Below are 14,010 nucleotides of genomic sequence, written 5' to 3' on the forward strand. Positions count from 1 at the left end.
ACGAGAGCGGCTTTTTTAAGACTTTGAAAAAAGTTAGCGATTAAACGCCAGCTTTCTCAACAACGTCAACTAGCATCCAAGATTTGCTCTTAGATAGTGGGCGACATTCACGTACTGTTACTACGTCACCTTTATTGCATACGTTGTTTTCGTCGTGGGCGTGAAGCTTAGTAGAGCGCTTGATGAACTTCCCGTAGATTGGGTGCTTAACAAAACGTTCAACTACAACAGTGATAGACTTATCCATCTTGTTGCTAACCACACGACCTTGTACTGTACGAATTTTTTGCTCAGTCATTACGCATCAGCCTTTTGAGTCAGAATGGTTTTAACACGCGCGATGTTACGACGTACTTTTCTCAACTGATCAGTTTTTTCAAGCTGACCTGTTGTGTGCTGCATGCGTAGGTTGAACTGTTCGCGTAGCAGGTTAATCAACTCTGCGTTCAGCTCTTCTACGCTTTTGTCTTTCAGTTCAGTCGCTTTCATTACATCACCGTCCGAGTTACAAAGGTTGTTTTAAATGGCAGTTTAGCCGCTGCCAATTCAAACGCTTCGCGTGCTAGAGCTTCAGGAACACCTTCCATCTCATAAAGAACACGACCAGGCTGAATTTGGCATACCCAGTACTCAACGTTACCTTTACCTTTACCTTGACGCACTTCAAGAGGCTTCTCAGTAATTGGCTTGTCAGGGAAAACTCGAATCCAAATTTTACCTTGACGCTTAACGTGACGAGTCATAGCACGACGCGCTGCTTCGATTTGACGCGCAGTCATTCGACCACGGCCAACTGCTTTAAGGCCGTAAGTACCAAAGGCAACAGTATTACCCGCTGCTAAGCCGCGGTTGCGGCCTTTGTGCATCTTACGGAACTTCATGCGTTTTGGTTGTAACATGATTAGCCCTCTCGCTTAGCGTTGCGGCCTTTCTTCTTAGGTTGAGCAGCTGGTGCTTGCTCTTGAGTTGTAGGTAGACCACCTAGAACTTCACCTTTGAAGATCCATACTTTAACGCCGATGATACCGTAAGTAGTTGACGCTTCAGAGGTTGCGTAATCGATGTCCGCACGGAAAGTGTGCAGAGGAACGCGACCTTCACGGTACCATTCAGAACGTGCAATCTCTGCACCGCCCAAACGGCCGCTAACTTCAACTTTGATACCTTTCGCGCCTAGACGCATTGCGTTTTGAACCGCACGCTTCATAGCACGACGGAACATAACACGACGCTCTAGCTGGCTAGAGATGCTATCAGCTACTAGCTGACCATCTAGCTCTGGCTTACGTACTTCAGCGATGTTGATCTGAGCTGGCACGCCGGCTAGCTTAGATACGTAGTTACGCAACTTCTCTACGTCTTCACCTTTCTTACCGATTACAACGCCTGGACGAGCAGTGTGAATAGTTACACGGATGCTCTTAGCAGGACGCTCGATCACGATCTTAGAAAGTGAAGCGTTCTTAAGTTGTTTAGTCAGATACTGACGTACCTGATGATCGTTATACAGGTTGTCTGCATAGTCTGCAGTATTAGCGTACCAGGTAGATGTCCATGGTTTGCTGATACCCAGGCGTATACCTGTAGGATGTACCTTCTGTCCCATTATCTACTCCTAGTTATCCGCTACAACCACAGTGATGTGACTGCTGCGCTTGAAGATACGATCAGCACGGCCTTTAGCACGTGGCTTGATACGTTTCATAGTTGGACCTTCGTCAACGAAAACTTTAGACACGCGTAATTCGTCGATGTCTGCGCCTTCGTTGTGCTCTGCGTTAGCAATCGCAGATTCCAATACTTTCTTTACTAGCGCTGCGCTTTTCTTCGGGCTGTACGCAAGAAGCTCTAGAGCTTTCTCAACGTGCATTCCGCGAATTTGATCCGCAACCAAGCGTGCCTTTTGAGCCGACGTGCGGGCAAAACGGTGTTTAGCTAATGCTTCCATCTTCCTACCCCTTAACGTTTAGCTTTCTTATCCGCGACATGGCCGCGGTAAGTACGCGTTGGCGCAAATTCGCCCAACTTGTGGCCGACCATTTCGTCACTAATAATGACAGGTACATGTTGGCGACCGTTATGGACCGCAATGGTCAACCCAATCATATCTGGGATGATCATAGAACGACGAGACCAAGTTTTGATTGGTTTACGTTCGTTCTTTTCCACTGCAGCCTCTACCTTCTTCAGCAAGTGAAGGTCAATAAAAGGACCTTTCTTGAGAGAACGTGGCATGGTGAATCCTCGCTATTACTTGTTTCGACGACGTACGATAAGCTTATCAGTACGCTTGTTGCTTCGGGTTTTCTTACCTTTGGTAGGAACACCCCAAGGAGTTACTGGGTGACGACCGCCTGATGTACGACCTTCACCACCACCGTGTGGGTGATCAACCGGGTTCATGGCAACACCACGAACGGTAGGACGAACACCACGCCAGCGTGTAGCACCAGCTTTACCTAGTGAACGAAGCATGTGCTCTGCATTGCCAACTTCACCGATAGTGGCGCGGCAATCAGATAGAACTTTACGCATTTCGCCAGAGCGTAGACGTAGGGTAACGTAGTTTCCGTCACGTGCTAGGATCTGAGCATAAGCACCAGCAGAACGTGCGATTTGCGCACCTTTGCCAGGCTTCATTTCAATTGCGTGTACAACAGTACCTACAGGGATGTTACGCATAGGTAGAGTGTTACCAGACTTGATCGGAGCGTCCGAACCAGACTGGATTGCATCACCTGCTTGCATACCCTTAGGAGCCAGAATGTAACGACGTTCACCGTCTGCGTACAATACTAGTGCAATGTTTGCAGAACGGTTTGGATCGTATTCTAAACGCTCAACTTTAGCTGGAATGCCGTCTTTGTTGCGTTTAAAGTCGATTACACGGTAGTGTTGCTTATGACCACCACCAATGTGACGAGTGGTAATACGACCATTGTTGTTACGACCGCCAGATTTGCTGTTCTTTTCAAGCAAAGGTGCGTACGGTGCACCTTTGTGCAGGTCAGGATTTACGACCTGAACAACGTGACGACGACCGGCAGAAGTTGGCTTAGCTTTCAATAATGGCATTTCTAATCCCCTTCTTACTCAGCACCACCGACAAAGTCGATGTCCTGACCTTCTTTAAGAACCACGTAGGCCTTTTTCCAGTCGCTGCGCTTACCGAAAGACATGCCGTGACGCTTGGTTTTACCCTTAACGTTCACAGTACGAACACCTTCAACTTCAACTTCAAACAGTCTTTCAACTGCAGCTTTGATTTCGGCTTTGTTCGCGTCTTTAGCTACTTTAAATACAACTGTGTTGTTCGCTTCAGCAGCCATTGTAGACTTTTCTGAAACGTGAGGTGCTACTAGCACCTTCAGTAGACGTTCTTCTTTCATGCTAACGCCTCCTCAAGTTGTTTAACCGCATCAGCAGTCATTAGCACTTTTTCAAATGCAATCAAGCTCACTGGGTCGATGCCTGCTACGTCACGTACGTCAACTTTGTACAAGTTGCGCGCCGCTAGGAACAAGTTCTCATCAACTTCAGGAGTAACGATTAGAACGTCATTTAGTTCATATTCGTTAAGTGCAGAAATAAGAGCTTTAGTCTTAGGTGCGTCTACACCGAACTTCTCTACAACAACCAAACGGTCTTGACGGATTAGTTCAGACAGGATGCTCTTGATCGCACCGCGATACATTTTCTTGTTAACTTTTTGGTCAAAGTCACGAGGCTTTGCTGCGAAAGCACGGCCACCGCCAACCCAAATTGGGCTACGGATTGTACCAGCACGAGCACGGCCAGTACCTTTTTGACGCCATGGCTTCTTACCGCCACCACGAACTTCAGCGCGAGTTTTCTGCGCTTTTGTACCCTGACGAGCACCTGCACCGTAAGCTACAACTACCTGGTGTACCAGGGCTTCGTTGAATTCACGTCCAAAGGTCGCTTCGGATACTTCAAGAGCGCTTTGCGCGTCTTTCAATGTTAATTCCATCAGTTCACTCCCCAGACGTTACGCTTTAACAGCTGGCTTTACGATTACATCGTTGCCAGTTGCGCCAGGTACGGCACCTTTAACTAGGATAAGGCCGTTCTCTACGTCAACACGTACAACTTCCAAAGACTGAGTAGTCACTTGCTTGTTACCAAGCTGACCAGCCATTTTCTTGCCTTTGAATACTTTACCTGGTGATTGGTTTTGACCAATTGAACCAGGAGCACGGTGTGACAAAGAGTTACCGTGTGTCATACGCTGAGAACTGAAGTTCCAGCGCTTGATAGCACCTTGGAAACCTTTACCTTTTGATGTACCAGTTACATCAATTTTCTTAGTGTCGTTAAAGATTTCAACAGTGATTTCACTGCCTACTTCAATATCGGCACCTTCGTTTTCTTCTAGGCGGAATTCTACTAGAGTGCGTCCAGCTTCAACACCAGCTTTAGCAAAGTGACCTGCTTCAGCTTTGTTGATGCGGTTAGCTTTCTTAGTTCCAGCAGTAACCTGAAGAGCGCGATAACCGTCAGTTTCCTCAGTACGAAGCTGAGTAACGCGGTTTGGGGTCGCTTCAATAACAGTCACAGGGATAGACGTACCATCTTCAGTGAAGATGCGAGTCATACCCACTTTACGACCGACTAGACCAATCGCCATTGTTATAACCCTCTCTTATTAGCCCAGGCTGATTTGAACATCAACGCCAGCAGCCAAGTCCAAACGCATCAACGCGTCAACTGTTTTATCAGTTGGCTCGATGATGTCTACCAAACGCTTGTGAGTACGGATTTCATATTGATCACGCGCGTCTTTGTTAACGTGCGGAGAAATCAGAACTGTATAGCGTTCTTTGCGAGTAGGTAGAGGAATAGGACCACTTACCTGAGCACCAGTGCGTTTCGCAGTTTCAACGATTTCAGCCGTAGACTGATCGATCAACTTGTGATCAAACGCTTTCAAACGAATGCGAATTCTTTGATTTGGCATCGATTAAGCTCCAATCGAAAGAACAAAAAAATTCACCCTTTCTCTTCCATTTATTCCGGAAAGAAAGGATGTGCGTAAACCGATGGTTCCCAATCGGAACCCTGTTCTTTTTTCTAGCACGCCAGCAACAGGCTAATCAGTGATGATGAATCCGTTACTTCGGCAACCACCCTAAAAGCAGTGAGGTCGCGGCTAAAAATTACGTACCCTAATTGGGCAGTGGGCGCGAATTATACAGAAAGGCAGAAGCAATGCAAGAGGCAGTTTGCTTTTTATACACATATTTTTACGCTATACCAGTGTATGTAACTGTCTATAAGTAGTATTGTTGCTTTCGTGGTATAGGTATATCTTGTTACCCTAGCTTAACAGGCTCTTGTAACGCCAAATGCATAAAGGACTAGGCGCCAACATTATTAGTAGTGAGAATATGGAAGTAGTGAATAACCAGCAAACTTTTGCACAAATAAAACGCATTCTAAATAACCACTCCACGTTACTGGATGCATATGGTTTATTAGAGCCAATTATCCTCGGTTTGTTTGATGCCCAGCGTATGAGTATTTTTCAACGTCGACGTCAGCATCAAGATTTGGTCGCGAGATTTAAAACGGGTAAAGAGACGCTGGAAATAAAAGTGCCAATTAGCCCAATGTCGATTGCTGGTTATGTTGCCCTATCACAAAAGGCTGTGGTTATTGACGACCCGTATAATCCTGCACTACTTCAAAGCATTCACCCTCGCCTGCGCTTCGCTGACAAGTTCGACAAAGACAATGACTTTAAAACCCAGAACATTTTATGCGTACCTATAATGAATGCGGGCGTGTTGATGGGTGTTATCCAAATCATCAACAAAGTCAGTGGTGGTTTTACTGAAGAAGATTTAAAGCTAGGCAATGCCCTTGCACTTATTCTTGGCGACAAGTTCAGATTTGAACTGGGCGGCACAAACAACCCTTTCGATCTACTAGTCCACAAAAGCTTATTAGACGAAGCTACATTAAACGATATTCAAAGTTCTACTCCAGACATTCGCGCTCTTATACAGCGTCTTGTATCGGAACACCGCATCTCTGAAGAAGAAATTGGCAACTCGCTTTCTATTCACTATCAGGTCCCTTTTATTCCTTATTTACCTGATAAGTATCACAGGTTCGAAAATGAAAGCCGTCTGAATGTTTCTTATTTAAAAAGAAACTATGTGGCTGTCATTGCCGATGCCCATGACAAGCCCATCGTGTTGATGGCTGAACCTAATAATGCGGCGCTACTTATGGAAATAGAGAGCGCCATGGGTATTGATAGCTACGAGATTGCTGTCAGCCTTCCAAGCTTAATTCTTCAATATTTGGGGGAAAACAGCGGTGGCGGTGGCCCCGGCGAGATGAGTGATATTCTCGACGAGATTGGTACATCAACTGAAGATAACGACGACCAGGTCGATGAACTTTCTGACGACGCCCCTGCTGTGGTGCGCTTAGTAAGCCGTATTCTGCACGATGCAAAAAGACTCAACGCGTCAGATATTCATATAGACCCAGAGAAAAACGCGCCCACTCGTGTACGTATGCGCGTGGACGGTGTGTGCCGCGACATGAACCAAGTGCCTAATTCGCATCACAGTGCGGTTATTGCACGCATAAAGATAATGTCGAATTTGAACATTGCCGAAAAACGCGTACCTCAGGATGGCAAACTCGCGTTTAGAATGAATGGTCAACTTGTTGAAGTTCGTGTTGCCACCATTCCTACGGTTGCCGGTGAAGGTGTGGTTATGCGTATTCTGGCATCTGGCGGTGCGATGCCTATTGATAAGATGAACTTGGCACCGAACAACCGTTCGCGTTTAGAAGAAATGATTAAGAAGCCTCACGGCATTCTTCTCGTTGTTGGGCCAACGGGTTCAGGTAAAACCACCACGCTTCACGCTATATTGGGATATTTAAACACGCCTGAAAAGAAGATTTGGACCGCTGAGGACCCGGTGGAAATCACACAACCCGGCCTACAACAGGTACAAGTAAGCCCCAAGATTGGCTTCAACTTTGCTGCTGCCCTGCGCGCATTCTTACGCGCTGACCCTGACATTATTCTTATTGGTGAGATGCGTGATAAAGAAACCGCGCATGCAGGTATTGAAGCCTCGTTAACAGGTCACTTAGTACTGTCTACACTGCATACTAACTCAGCCCCTGAAACGATTACCCGTTTACTTGATTTGGGTCTCGACCCTGTGAACTTCTCAGATGCCTGCGTGGGTATACTGGCTCAACGTCTTATTCGAACGCTATGTAGTAACTGCAAAGAAAAGTATATCGCCACTGAAACCGATATGGCCTTCATTGAGCGCCAGTATGGTCATGCGCACATGGCGGAGCTGAATATTCAAACGCCACTAGAGCTTTACCGTGCTAAAGGCTGCGAAGAATGTGGAAACACAGGTTACAAAGGTAGAACAGGTGTACACGAACTACTAGGTATGACGCCAGAGCTTCGGTCCATGGTGTACAAAGAAGCCAGCGTCGCCGATATGAAGTCTCAGGCTGCTGCTGATGGCATGCGCACCCTCGTTCAAGACGCAATTTTCAAAGTGCTTAAAGGCGACACCGACCTTGCACAAGTTCAAATTATTGGTGGTGATTAATCTTCAATTTACGTTTTCAATAATATTAGAGAAAGGAAGCAATGAAACTAAAACAAGCTGTTTTTCTGATGATATCAATTAGCGCGTTTTCGACAACACTTCAAGCAAGGGATAGAACCATTGAAGATATGTGGAAAGATGATTATTTAGCGATAGTTAAAGATGGTGTAAGAGCCCTAAAAGATGAGGATTTCGACACAGCGTTAAGCAAGTTGACTGAATCAGCACATACAGGAAATAAAGAAGCTCAGTACTACCTAGCACAAATGTATCTGTATGGGTGGGGAATGGAGCCCGATTACCAAAAAGGTTGGGTGTGGCTTAATGTGGCGCTTGAGCAAAAGCGACGCAAATGGGAACAAACTTACAGAGAGATCGACAGTGCACTCCCCGAAGATTTTAATTCTGCTATGCAGCCAACAGTCGATGAATACGTTAGCCTGTATGGTGCCGAGGCCAAAGATCTTAAGTGCTTTCGCTACAAAGAAATTGGTTCGAATATAAAAGAAATTATCTGCGAAAAGCGCTACTACTAACTCGCAAATAAAAGGCAAGGGATTTATCCCTTGCCATCAACGTCTAGCATTCTTATTTCTTCAAGTATTCTCTTATTACGTAATGCAGAATGCCGCCGTTTTCAAAGTAAGTGAACTCGTTTGATGTATCAATTCTGATATCCATCATAAAGGTTGTTGTTTTCCCTTCATCCGACTCGGCTTTAACTTCAACCTCGGTCTGCCCACGTTCAACAGCGTTAATAGAAAAAGACTCATTGCCTTTAAGCTCCAAAGAACTCGCGCTATCACCTGACTTAAATTGAAGTGGCAAAATCCCCATTCCAATCAGGTTAGAGCGGTGAATTCTCTCGTAGCTCTCGGCTAATACTGCTTTCACCCCCATCAAAGAAGGGCCTTTAGCTGCCCAATCTCGACTTGAGCCAGTACCGTACTCTTTTCCACCAATGACAATGGCTGGTACGCCGTCATCTTTGTAACGCATAGCAGCATGGAAAATAGACATACTATCGCCACTTGGGAAGTGTGTGGTTGCACTGCCTCTTGTGCCAGGTGCTAATTGGTTTTGAAGACGCACGTTAGCAAACGTACCTCTCATCATAACCTCGTGGTTACCACGACGCGATCCATAAGAGTTAAAGTCTTTAGGCTCGACCCCTTGGGCCTGCAGGTACTCTCCGGCTGGGCTATCTTCTGCGATGGCGCCGGCTGGAGAAATATGGTCGGTAGTAATCGAATCGCCCACCTTAACCAGGCATCGTGCGTTTTCAATTGCAGTCAAAGCCTCTGGCTCTTTACCCATTACTTCAAAGAAAGGCGGATGCTTAATATAGGTTGATTCTGGCCAGTCGTAGACTGACGTTTTACTTACCTGCAATTCATTCCACTCGCCGCTTCCTTTAAATACATCTGCATACTTTTCTTTAAACAAATCACCGGTGACGTTTTCCGCTATATATTGCTGAATTTCGTCTTCGGTAGGCCAGATGTCTTTTAGATATACCGGAGAACCATCACTCGCCTTACCTAACGGCTCTTTAGTGATATCTACATTCATGTTTCCAGCCAACGCGTACGCAACAACCAGTGGTGGTGATGCCAGGTAGTTTGCAGCCACATCAGGGTGGATACGCCCTTCAAAGTTGCGGTTACCAGATAAAACTGAGGTAACCGTAAGTTTCGCTTTTCTAATGGCGTCGGTAATGGCATCAGGTAGCGGTCCAGAGTTACCAATACAGGTTGTACAGCCGTAGCCAACCAAGTTAAAGCCTAGTGCTTCAAGTGGGTCCATAAGACCTGCATCTTCTAGATACTGAGTAACAACCTGAGAACCAGGTGCTAATGAAGTCTTAACCCACGGCTTACGAGTTAGCCCTTTTTCTGCTGCTTTCTTCGCAAGTAAGCCTGCGCCAACGAGCACTGATGGATTTGACGTATTAGTACAGCTGGTGATAGCAGCTATTACAATAGCGCCATCTTCAAGGTTGAACTTGCTTCCTCTGAACTCCACGAATGAGTCGTGTTCTTCGTCCACCTCGTCTGTTGTACCTAACCCCGCTTCTGCGATGAGATCGGTTTCTTCATCAAGTACTTTCACGTCAATTTGCGAACGATGCCACTCTTTAAATGCCTCTGCTGCATTATCGAGGGCAATTCTATCTTGAGGACGCTTAGGTCCAGCAAGTGAAGGAACCACTTCATCTAAGTTAAGTTCCAGGGTCTCATGATACTGGGCATCTTTTGAGTGGTCGTCGTGCCATAGGTGGCTGAACTTTGCATATTCCTCCACAAGGGCAATTTGATCTTCGTCTCGGCCGGTGAGTCGCAGGTAATCTAGCGCAACATCATCAATAGGGAAAATACCGCAAGTAGCACCATATTCAGGCGCCATGTTTGCGATGGTGGCACGGTCTGCCGTAGTAAGATGCTTAAGACCCGGTCCATAGAATTCTACAAACTTTCCAACAACGCCATGTTCACGTAGTTGTTGTGTGATAGTTAGCACCATGTCGGTGGCAGTTACGCCAGCAGGCAACTTACCTGAAAGCCTGAAGCCAACCACTTTTGGTAATAACATTGTTACTGGTTGACCCAGCATCGCCGCTTCTGCTTCAATGCCTCCCACACCCCAGCCAAGTACGCCAAGGCCATTAATCATAGTGGTATGCGAATCTGTTCCTACTAGGGTATCTGGGTAAACCAAGGTTTCCCCATCCTGTTCCTTAGTAAACGCGCAACGAGCAAGATACTCTAGGTTAACCTGATGCACGATACCGCGACCAGGGGGAACCACTTTGAAATTGTCAAAGCTAGACTGACCCCATTTTAGAAATTGATAACGCTCTCTATTTCGCTGGATTTCAATGTCGGTATTCTTTTCAAGCGCATCGTCTTCAGCAAAATGATCTACCATTACTGAGTGGTCAATAACCAGCTCTACTGGATTGAGGGGATTAATCGCCTGAGCGTCGCCACCTAAACGATTAACCGCATCGCGCATGGCTGCTAAATCAACAATAGCAGGCACACCCGTAAAATCTTGGAGGATGACGCGTGCGGGAACGAAAGACACTTCGTGATCAACGTGATTATCTGTGTCCCACTTTGCTACTTGCTCAATATCGTTGCTGTTAACAAACTCTTGGTCTTCATGACGAATCAGGTTTTCCAAAAGAATTTTGATACAAAACGGAAGCCTTTCGAGCGCATATTTACTGCCTATACCGTCAAAATTAACCGCCTTGAAGTTTTTGCCGTTTACTTCAAGCTGCGAAAAAGACTTATATGTCATACGCTCACCATCCTTCTTTGCCTGTTCGTGAATATTGTGTACGTTTCAATTTTGCCAACGCGAGAAACGAGCAACGTGTTTTTCGTCGCCTTATTTTTCAATTTGTACGGCCTAAACATGAAAAAAAGTTCACCTACTATTAGTAATGGCATCGCTTTTTTAGCTATTTCTCATTATTGGTTTAAACAGATGGATTATGAAAAAGCGCTATAACAGCTGGAAAAAGCTGACTAGGGCAGATAGCGCTTATTGGTAAGTAAGCTTGGCACACTTTATATTGAGGCTAATTGGTAAGAAAACTTCGCATATGCACAGAGTACTTGCTGATTAAGATGGTTTACAAATATGCAACATTTCTGTTTTCTTATAACGCACCAAACGGTATGCTTAAAAGAAGGTTAAACATTAAATGTCTTAATACATGCTTAGGAAAGCTTTGAGATATACAAGCATTAGTAGTAAGCAATAACAATAATAACGAAGTTATCATGACACACCCGCTAGTTAAGAAGTACAACCTTGCACCTCACCCCGAGGGAGGTTTCTATCGTCAAGTTTTCCGTTCTGAAAACGAAACTAAATCCTTTGTGCACAATGCTAGTCGTCCCGCGCTTACTCATATTTATTTTCTTCTACTAAAGGGACAAGTAAGTCGTTTTCATCGCGTGTTACATGATGAAGTGTGGAATCACTACGAAGGGGCTCCACTACAACTGTTTCAACTTGAAAAACAACAGTTGTGGGAACGTCGCATTGGTGGGCAAAGCACTGACTATGTAGAAGTTGTTAAAGCAGGGAATTTTCAGGCAGCCGCAACGATGGGTGATTACTCCCTTGTCGGTTGTTCAGTAGCACCTGGCTTCGACTTCGAAGACTTTAGCTTTATTGAAGAGCCATCGATGCAAGAGTGGATAAAAGTTGCTCACCCAGACCTTACCCGTTTTATATAATAATTCCCAAGTTATAGTGATAAACACACGTCTTACCTGCGATTTTGTACCAGCATAAACTGGATTTTTAAGCGCCAATCAAGGATGATAACAGCAGATTTTTAAATATACGTCTGAACGTCCAATTTCTGGAATTATCTCAGACTATTTCACTCTAACGCCGCAGGTAACCCAACTATGTATAAATTGGTACTTATTCGTCATGGAGAAAGTCAGTGGAACTTGGAAAACCGTTTCACAGGCTGGCACGACGTTGACTTGACCGACACTGGTGTAGCACAAGCAAAGACCGCAGGTCAGCTTCTTAAAGATGCTGGATTTACATTTGATCAGGCTTATACGTCTGTACTTCTTCGCGCAATTAAAACACTTAATATTGCACTTGAAGAAATGGGTCAGCACTACCTTCCAGTTGAGCGTCACTGGCGTCTGAACGAGCGTCACTACGGTGCTTTAACAGGTCTAGACAAAGCAGAGACTGCCGCTAAGCATGGTGAAGAACAGGTTAAAATCTGGCGTCGTAGCTTCGACATCCCACCTCCGGCCGTTGAAGATGATAGCGAGCACTTCCCAGGTCACGATCCGCGCTACAACAATGTAGATGCTGATATCTTGCCTCGTGGTGAAAGTCTAAAACTAACTATCGAACGTGTACTACCATACTGGCACGACGTTATTCGTCCAGACATCCAAGCAGGCAAGCGCGTAATTATTGCTGCGCACGGCAACAGTCTTCGTGCTCTTGTTAAGTACCTTGATGGTATGTCAGACGAAGAAGTGTTGGGTCTAAACATTCCTACAGGTGTACCGCTAGTATACGAACTAGATGAAAACCTTAAGCCAATCTCTAAAGAATATCTTGGCGATGCTGACGCTATCAAAGCAATGATGGATGCAGTCGCTAAGCAAGGCAAAGCGAAGTAATCGAGTGCCTTTTTAGATACGAAAAAGCCTGCGTTCGCAGGCTTTTTTTATGGGTGTCTGATTAGACTAGTTCGGCACTTTCACCAACCAATTGTGAGTGTCTTCGGCCTTACCCCATTGGATATCATTTAACGCTTGTCTTAGCTTCATCGTTACGGGGCCAGCTTCACCGTTACCCACCTGATACTCTTTATCATTGTGAATAAAAGTACCTACCGGCGTAAGTACAGCCGCTGTACCAGACAGTGCTGCTTCAGTGTTCGGTTTGGCTGAACGCTCTAGTAGTTCGTCTACAGTAATATCACGCTCGCTCACTTTCATGCCGTGGTCTTTGGCAATTTGAAGAATCGTTGCTCGGGTCACACCATGTAGGAAGCTAGAATCTAACCCTTTGGTAATGATTTCATCACCATCGATAAGCAGGAAGTTAGCAGCTCCGGTTTCTTGTACATCGCCATTAGGGCAAAACAGAATTTGATCAGCCTGAACTTCTGCACGCGCTTTAAGAATAGGAGGCAACGCACTGGCGTAGTTACCACCGCTTTTTACCATTCCCATGTGCGGCGCACAACGCATGCCTGTTTCGTCTAGCAACAAGCGAAGTGGCTTCAAACCGCCAGCAAAGTAATCACCAACTGGCGATAATAGAACGTATAGCATAGAACTTGCTGATGGCGCTGCCGCTTTACCGATAGACGCTTCTGTGCCGATATGCGTAGGGCGGATATACATAGAACCTGGAGGCTCTGGAACCTCGGAGGCGTATTTTGCAACAATATCGAAGATCATCTTTTCGACTTGCGCTTTGTCTATTTCAGGCAAGTTTAGTAGACGGCTACTTTGAGCAAAGCGCTCGATATTCTTATCCATTCTGAAAATGTTGATGCTGCCATCTTCGTGCTTAAATGCTTTTAAGCCTTCAAAGCATGTACTTGAGTAATGAAGCACGTGTGCACCAGGGTGCAGCTGAATACTATCTGCACTGACAAATTCGGTGTCAGTCCACTTATCGTTGACAAAGGTAGCAAGTGCCATTTGTGGCATGAATACTGTACCGAATACGGCCATTAGTTTGTCCTATTTACTTCGACTAGAAAAATACTCGACAGAGTTTACCAAAAAACGCTCACTTTGCTAAAAGTAAGTCTGATCTATTAAGGCTTTTATCGAATAAGAATGTCTACAAATACTGACAACACAAAAAT

The 14,010-nt window shown here is 45.4% G+C and carries 17 protein-coding genes; 4 read left to right on the forward strand and 13 right to left on the reverse strand.

The genetic code is table 11. From position 1 onward, the window contains the following. Positions 1–40 precede the first annotated feature (40 nt). Genes rpsQ through rpsJ form a run of 11 tightly spaced genes read right to left on the reverse strand, consistent with a single transcriptional unit; the run spans position 41 to position 4,978 of the window. Complete coding sequence (gene rpsQ, locus KUL49_RS20365; RefSeq protein ID WP_014975444.1) at positions 41–298, reverse strand: 30S ribosomal protein S17; 258 nt, start codon at positions 296–298, stop codon at positions 41–43. Beyond that, positions 298–489, reverse strand: coding sequence for a 50S ribosomal protein L29 (rpmC, locus tag KUL49_RS20370; protein WP_012516965.1), 192 nt, complete (start codon positions 487–489; stop codon positions 298–300). Before rpmC ends, rpsQ begins: the two co-directional genes overlap by 1 nt. Continuing rightward, positions 489–899, reverse strand: coding sequence for a 50S ribosomal protein L16 (gene rplP / locus KUL49_RS20375; protein ID WP_014997065.1), 411 nt, complete (start codon positions 897–899; stop codon positions 489–491). Before rplP ends, rpmC begins: the two co-directional genes overlap by 1 nt. 2 nt (positions 900–901) lie before the next feature. Next, positions 902–1,606 (reverse strand): 30S ribosomal protein S3, encoded by a 705-nt coding sequence (gene rpsC / locus KUL49_RS20380; protein ID WP_014947978.1) that lies wholly within the window; start codon positions 1,604–1,606, stop codon positions 902–904. Positions 1,607–1,615: 9 nt separating this feature from the next. After that, complete coding sequence (gene rplV, locus KUL49_RS20385; RefSeq protein WP_014947977.1) at positions 1,616–1,948, reverse strand: 50S ribosomal protein L22; 333 nt, start codon at positions 1,946–1,948, stop codon at positions 1,616–1,618. An 11-nt stretch (positions 1,949–1,959) separates the two neighbouring features. Continuing rightward, the gene (gene rpsS, locus KUL49_RS20390) at positions 1,960–2,235 is read right to left on the reverse strand and encodes a 30S ribosomal protein S19 (RefSeq protein ID WP_012516961.1); all 276 of its coding nucleotides are present in this window, start codon (positions 2,233–2,235) and stop codon (positions 1,960–1,962) included. Between the two features lie 15 nt (positions 2,236–2,250). Then, entirely contained in the window at positions 2,251–3,075 is an 825-nt protein-coding gene (gene rplB / locus KUL49_RS20395; RefSeq protein ID WP_014947976.1) for a 50S ribosomal protein L2, read from the reverse strand. A 14-nt stretch (positions 3,076–3,089) separates the two neighbouring features. Further along, positions 3,090–3,389 (reverse strand): 50S ribosomal protein L23, encoded by a 300-nt coding sequence (gene rplW, locus KUL49_RS20400; protein ID WP_131138427.1) that lies wholly within the window; start codon positions 3,387–3,389, stop codon positions 3,090–3,092. Then, on the reverse strand, positions 3,386–3,991 hold the full coding sequence (rplD, locus tag KUL49_RS20405) for a 50S ribosomal protein L4 (RefSeq protein WP_012516958.1): 606 nt from the start codon (positions 3,989–3,991) through the stop codon (positions 3,386–3,388). Before rplD ends, rplW begins: the two co-directional genes overlap by 4 nt. Positions 3,992–4,009: 18 nt before the next feature. Further along, the gene (gene rplC, locus KUL49_RS20410; RefSeq protein ID WP_014947975.1) at positions 4,010–4,648 is read right to left on the reverse strand and encodes a 50S ribosomal protein L3; all 639 of its coding nucleotides are present in this window, start codon (positions 4,646–4,648) and stop codon (positions 4,010–4,012) included. A gap of 18 nt (positions 4,649–4,666) precedes the next feature. Beyond that, positions 4,667–4,978 carry a 30S ribosomal protein S10 gene (rpsJ, locus tag KUL49_RS20415; RefSeq protein ID WP_010179497.1) on the reverse strand — a complete coding sequence of 104 codons (312 nt, stop codon included), beginning with the start codon at positions 4,976–4,978 and terminating at the stop codon, positions 4,667–4,669. A 388-nt stretch (positions 4,979–5,366) separates the two neighbouring features. Here rpsJ and KUL49_RS20420 point away from each other — a divergent pair, with 388 nt between their 5' ends. Both KUL49_RS20420 and KUL49_RS20425 read left to right on the forward strand, forming a co-directional pair. Then, positions 5,367–7,625: a GspE/PulE family protein gene (locus KUL49_RS20420; RefSeq protein WP_373995666.1), complete on the forward strand. Its 2,259-nt coding sequence runs from the start codon at positions 5,367–5,369 to the stop codon at positions 7,623–7,625. A gap of 41 nt (positions 7,626–7,666) precedes the next feature. Then, positions 7,667–8,161 carry an SEL1-like repeat protein gene (locus KUL49_RS20425; protein ID WP_131138428.1) on the forward strand — a complete coding sequence of 165 codons (495 nt, stop codon included), beginning with the start codon at positions 7,667–7,669 and terminating at the stop codon, positions 8,159–8,161. Positions 8,162–8,213: 52 nt separating this feature from the next. Here the strand turns inward: KUL49_RS20425 and acnA are convergent, their stop codons facing one another. Continuing rightward, positions 8,214–10,931 carry an aconitate hydratase AcnA gene (acnA, locus tag KUL49_RS20430; protein ID WP_131138429.1) on the reverse strand — a complete coding sequence of 906 codons (2,718 nt, stop codon included), beginning with the start codon at positions 10,929–10,931 and terminating at the stop codon, positions 8,214–8,216. Positions 10,932–11,419: 488 nt separating this feature from the next. Here acnA and KUL49_RS20435 point away from each other — a divergent pair, with 488 nt between their 5' ends. After that, on the forward strand, positions 11,420–11,881 hold the full coding sequence (locus tag KUL49_RS20435) for a cupin domain-containing protein (protein ID WP_131138430.1): 462 nt from the start codon (positions 11,420–11,422) through the stop codon (positions 11,879–11,881). A 177-nt stretch (positions 11,882–12,058) separates the two neighbouring features. Next, a complete protein-coding gene (gene gpmA / locus KUL49_RS20440; RefSeq protein ID WP_014947970.1) occupies positions 12,059–12,805 on the forward strand; it encodes a 2,3-diphosphoglycerate-dependent phosphoglycerate mutase in 747 nt (248 codons plus the stop codon). Positions 12,806–12,871: 66 nt separating this feature from the next. On the opposite strand, the gene KUL49_RS20445 is transcribed toward gpmA, so the two are convergent. After that, on the reverse strand, positions 12,872–13,873 hold the full coding sequence (locus tag KUL49_RS20445) for a branched-chain amino acid aminotransferase (protein ID WP_131138431.1): 1,002 nt from the start codon (positions 13,871–13,873) through the stop codon (positions 12,872–12,874). Positions 13,874–14,010: the final 137 nt, after the last annotated feature.

Origin of the sequence: Alteromonas sp. KUL17 (genome assembly GCF_006538305.1) — a bacterium.
GTDB classification, from domain to species: domain Bacteria; phylum Pseudomonadota; class Gammaproteobacteria; order Enterobacterales; family Alteromonadaceae; genus Alteromonas; species Alteromonas macleodii.

Bases quoted from the DNA above. Each gene is read 5' to 3' on its own strand.
- rpsQ (WP_014975444.1), bottom strand. From the start codon at position 298: ATGACTGAGCAAAAAATTCGTACAGTACAAGGTCGTGTGGTTAGCAAC.
- rpmC (WP_012516965.1), bottom strand. From the start codon at position 489: ATGAAAGCGACTGAACTGAAAGACAAAAGCGTAGAAGAGCTGAACGCA.
- rplP (WP_014997065.1), bottom strand. From the start codon at position 899: ATGTTACAACCAAAACGCATGAAGTTCCGTAAGATGCACAAAGGCCGC.
- rpsC (WP_014947978.1), bottom strand. From the start codon at position 1,606: ATGGGACAGAAGGTACATCCTACAGGTATACGCCTGGGTATCAGCAAA.
- rplV (WP_014947977.1), bottom strand. From the start codon at position 1,948: ATGGAAGCATTAGCTAAACACCGTTTTGCCCGCACGTCGGCTCAAAAG.
- rpsS (WP_012516961.1), bottom strand. From the start codon at position 2,235: ATGCCACGTTCTCTCAAGAAAGGTCCTTTTATTGACCTTCACTTGCTG.
- rplB (WP_014947976.1), bottom strand. From the start codon at position 3,075: ATGCCATTATTGAAAGCTAAGCCAACTTCTGCCGGTCGTCGTCACGTT.
- rplW (WP_131138427.1), bottom strand. From the start codon at position 3,389: ATGAAAGAAGAACGTCTACTGAAGGTGCTAGTAGCACCTCACGTTTCA.
- rplD (WP_012516958.1), bottom strand. From the start codon at position 3,991: ATGGAATTAACATTGAAAGACGCGCAAAGCGCTCTTGAAGTATCCGAA.
- rplC (WP_014947975.1), bottom strand. From the start codon at position 4,648: ATGGCGATTGGTCTAGTCGGTCGTAAAGTGGGTATGACTCGCATCTTC.
- rpsJ (WP_010179497.1), bottom strand. From the start codon at position 4,978: ATGCCAAATCAAAGAATTCGCATTCGTTTGAAAGCGTTTGATCACAAG.
- KUL49_RS20420 (WP_373995666.1), top strand. From the start codon at position 5,367: ATGCATAAAGGACTAGGCGCCAACATTATTAGTAGTGAGAATATGGAA.
- KUL49_RS20425 (WP_131138428.1), top strand. From the start codon at position 7,667: ATGAAACTAAAACAAGCTGTTTTTCTGATGATATCAATTAGCGCGTTT.
- acnA (WP_131138429.1), bottom strand. From the start codon at position 10,931: ATGACATATAAGTCTTTTTCGCAGCTTGAAGTAAACGGCAAAAACTTC.
- KUL49_RS20435 (WP_131138430.1), top strand. From the start codon at position 11,420: ATGACACACCCGCTAGTTAAGAAGTACAACCTTGCACCTCACCCCGAG.
- gpmA (WP_014947970.1), top strand. From the start codon at position 12,059: ATGTATAAATTGGTACTTATTCGTCATGGAGAAAGTCAGTGGAACTTG.
- KUL49_RS20445 (WP_131138431.1), bottom strand. From the start codon at position 13,873: ATGGCCGTATTCGGTACAGTATTCATGCCACAAATGGCACTTGCTACC.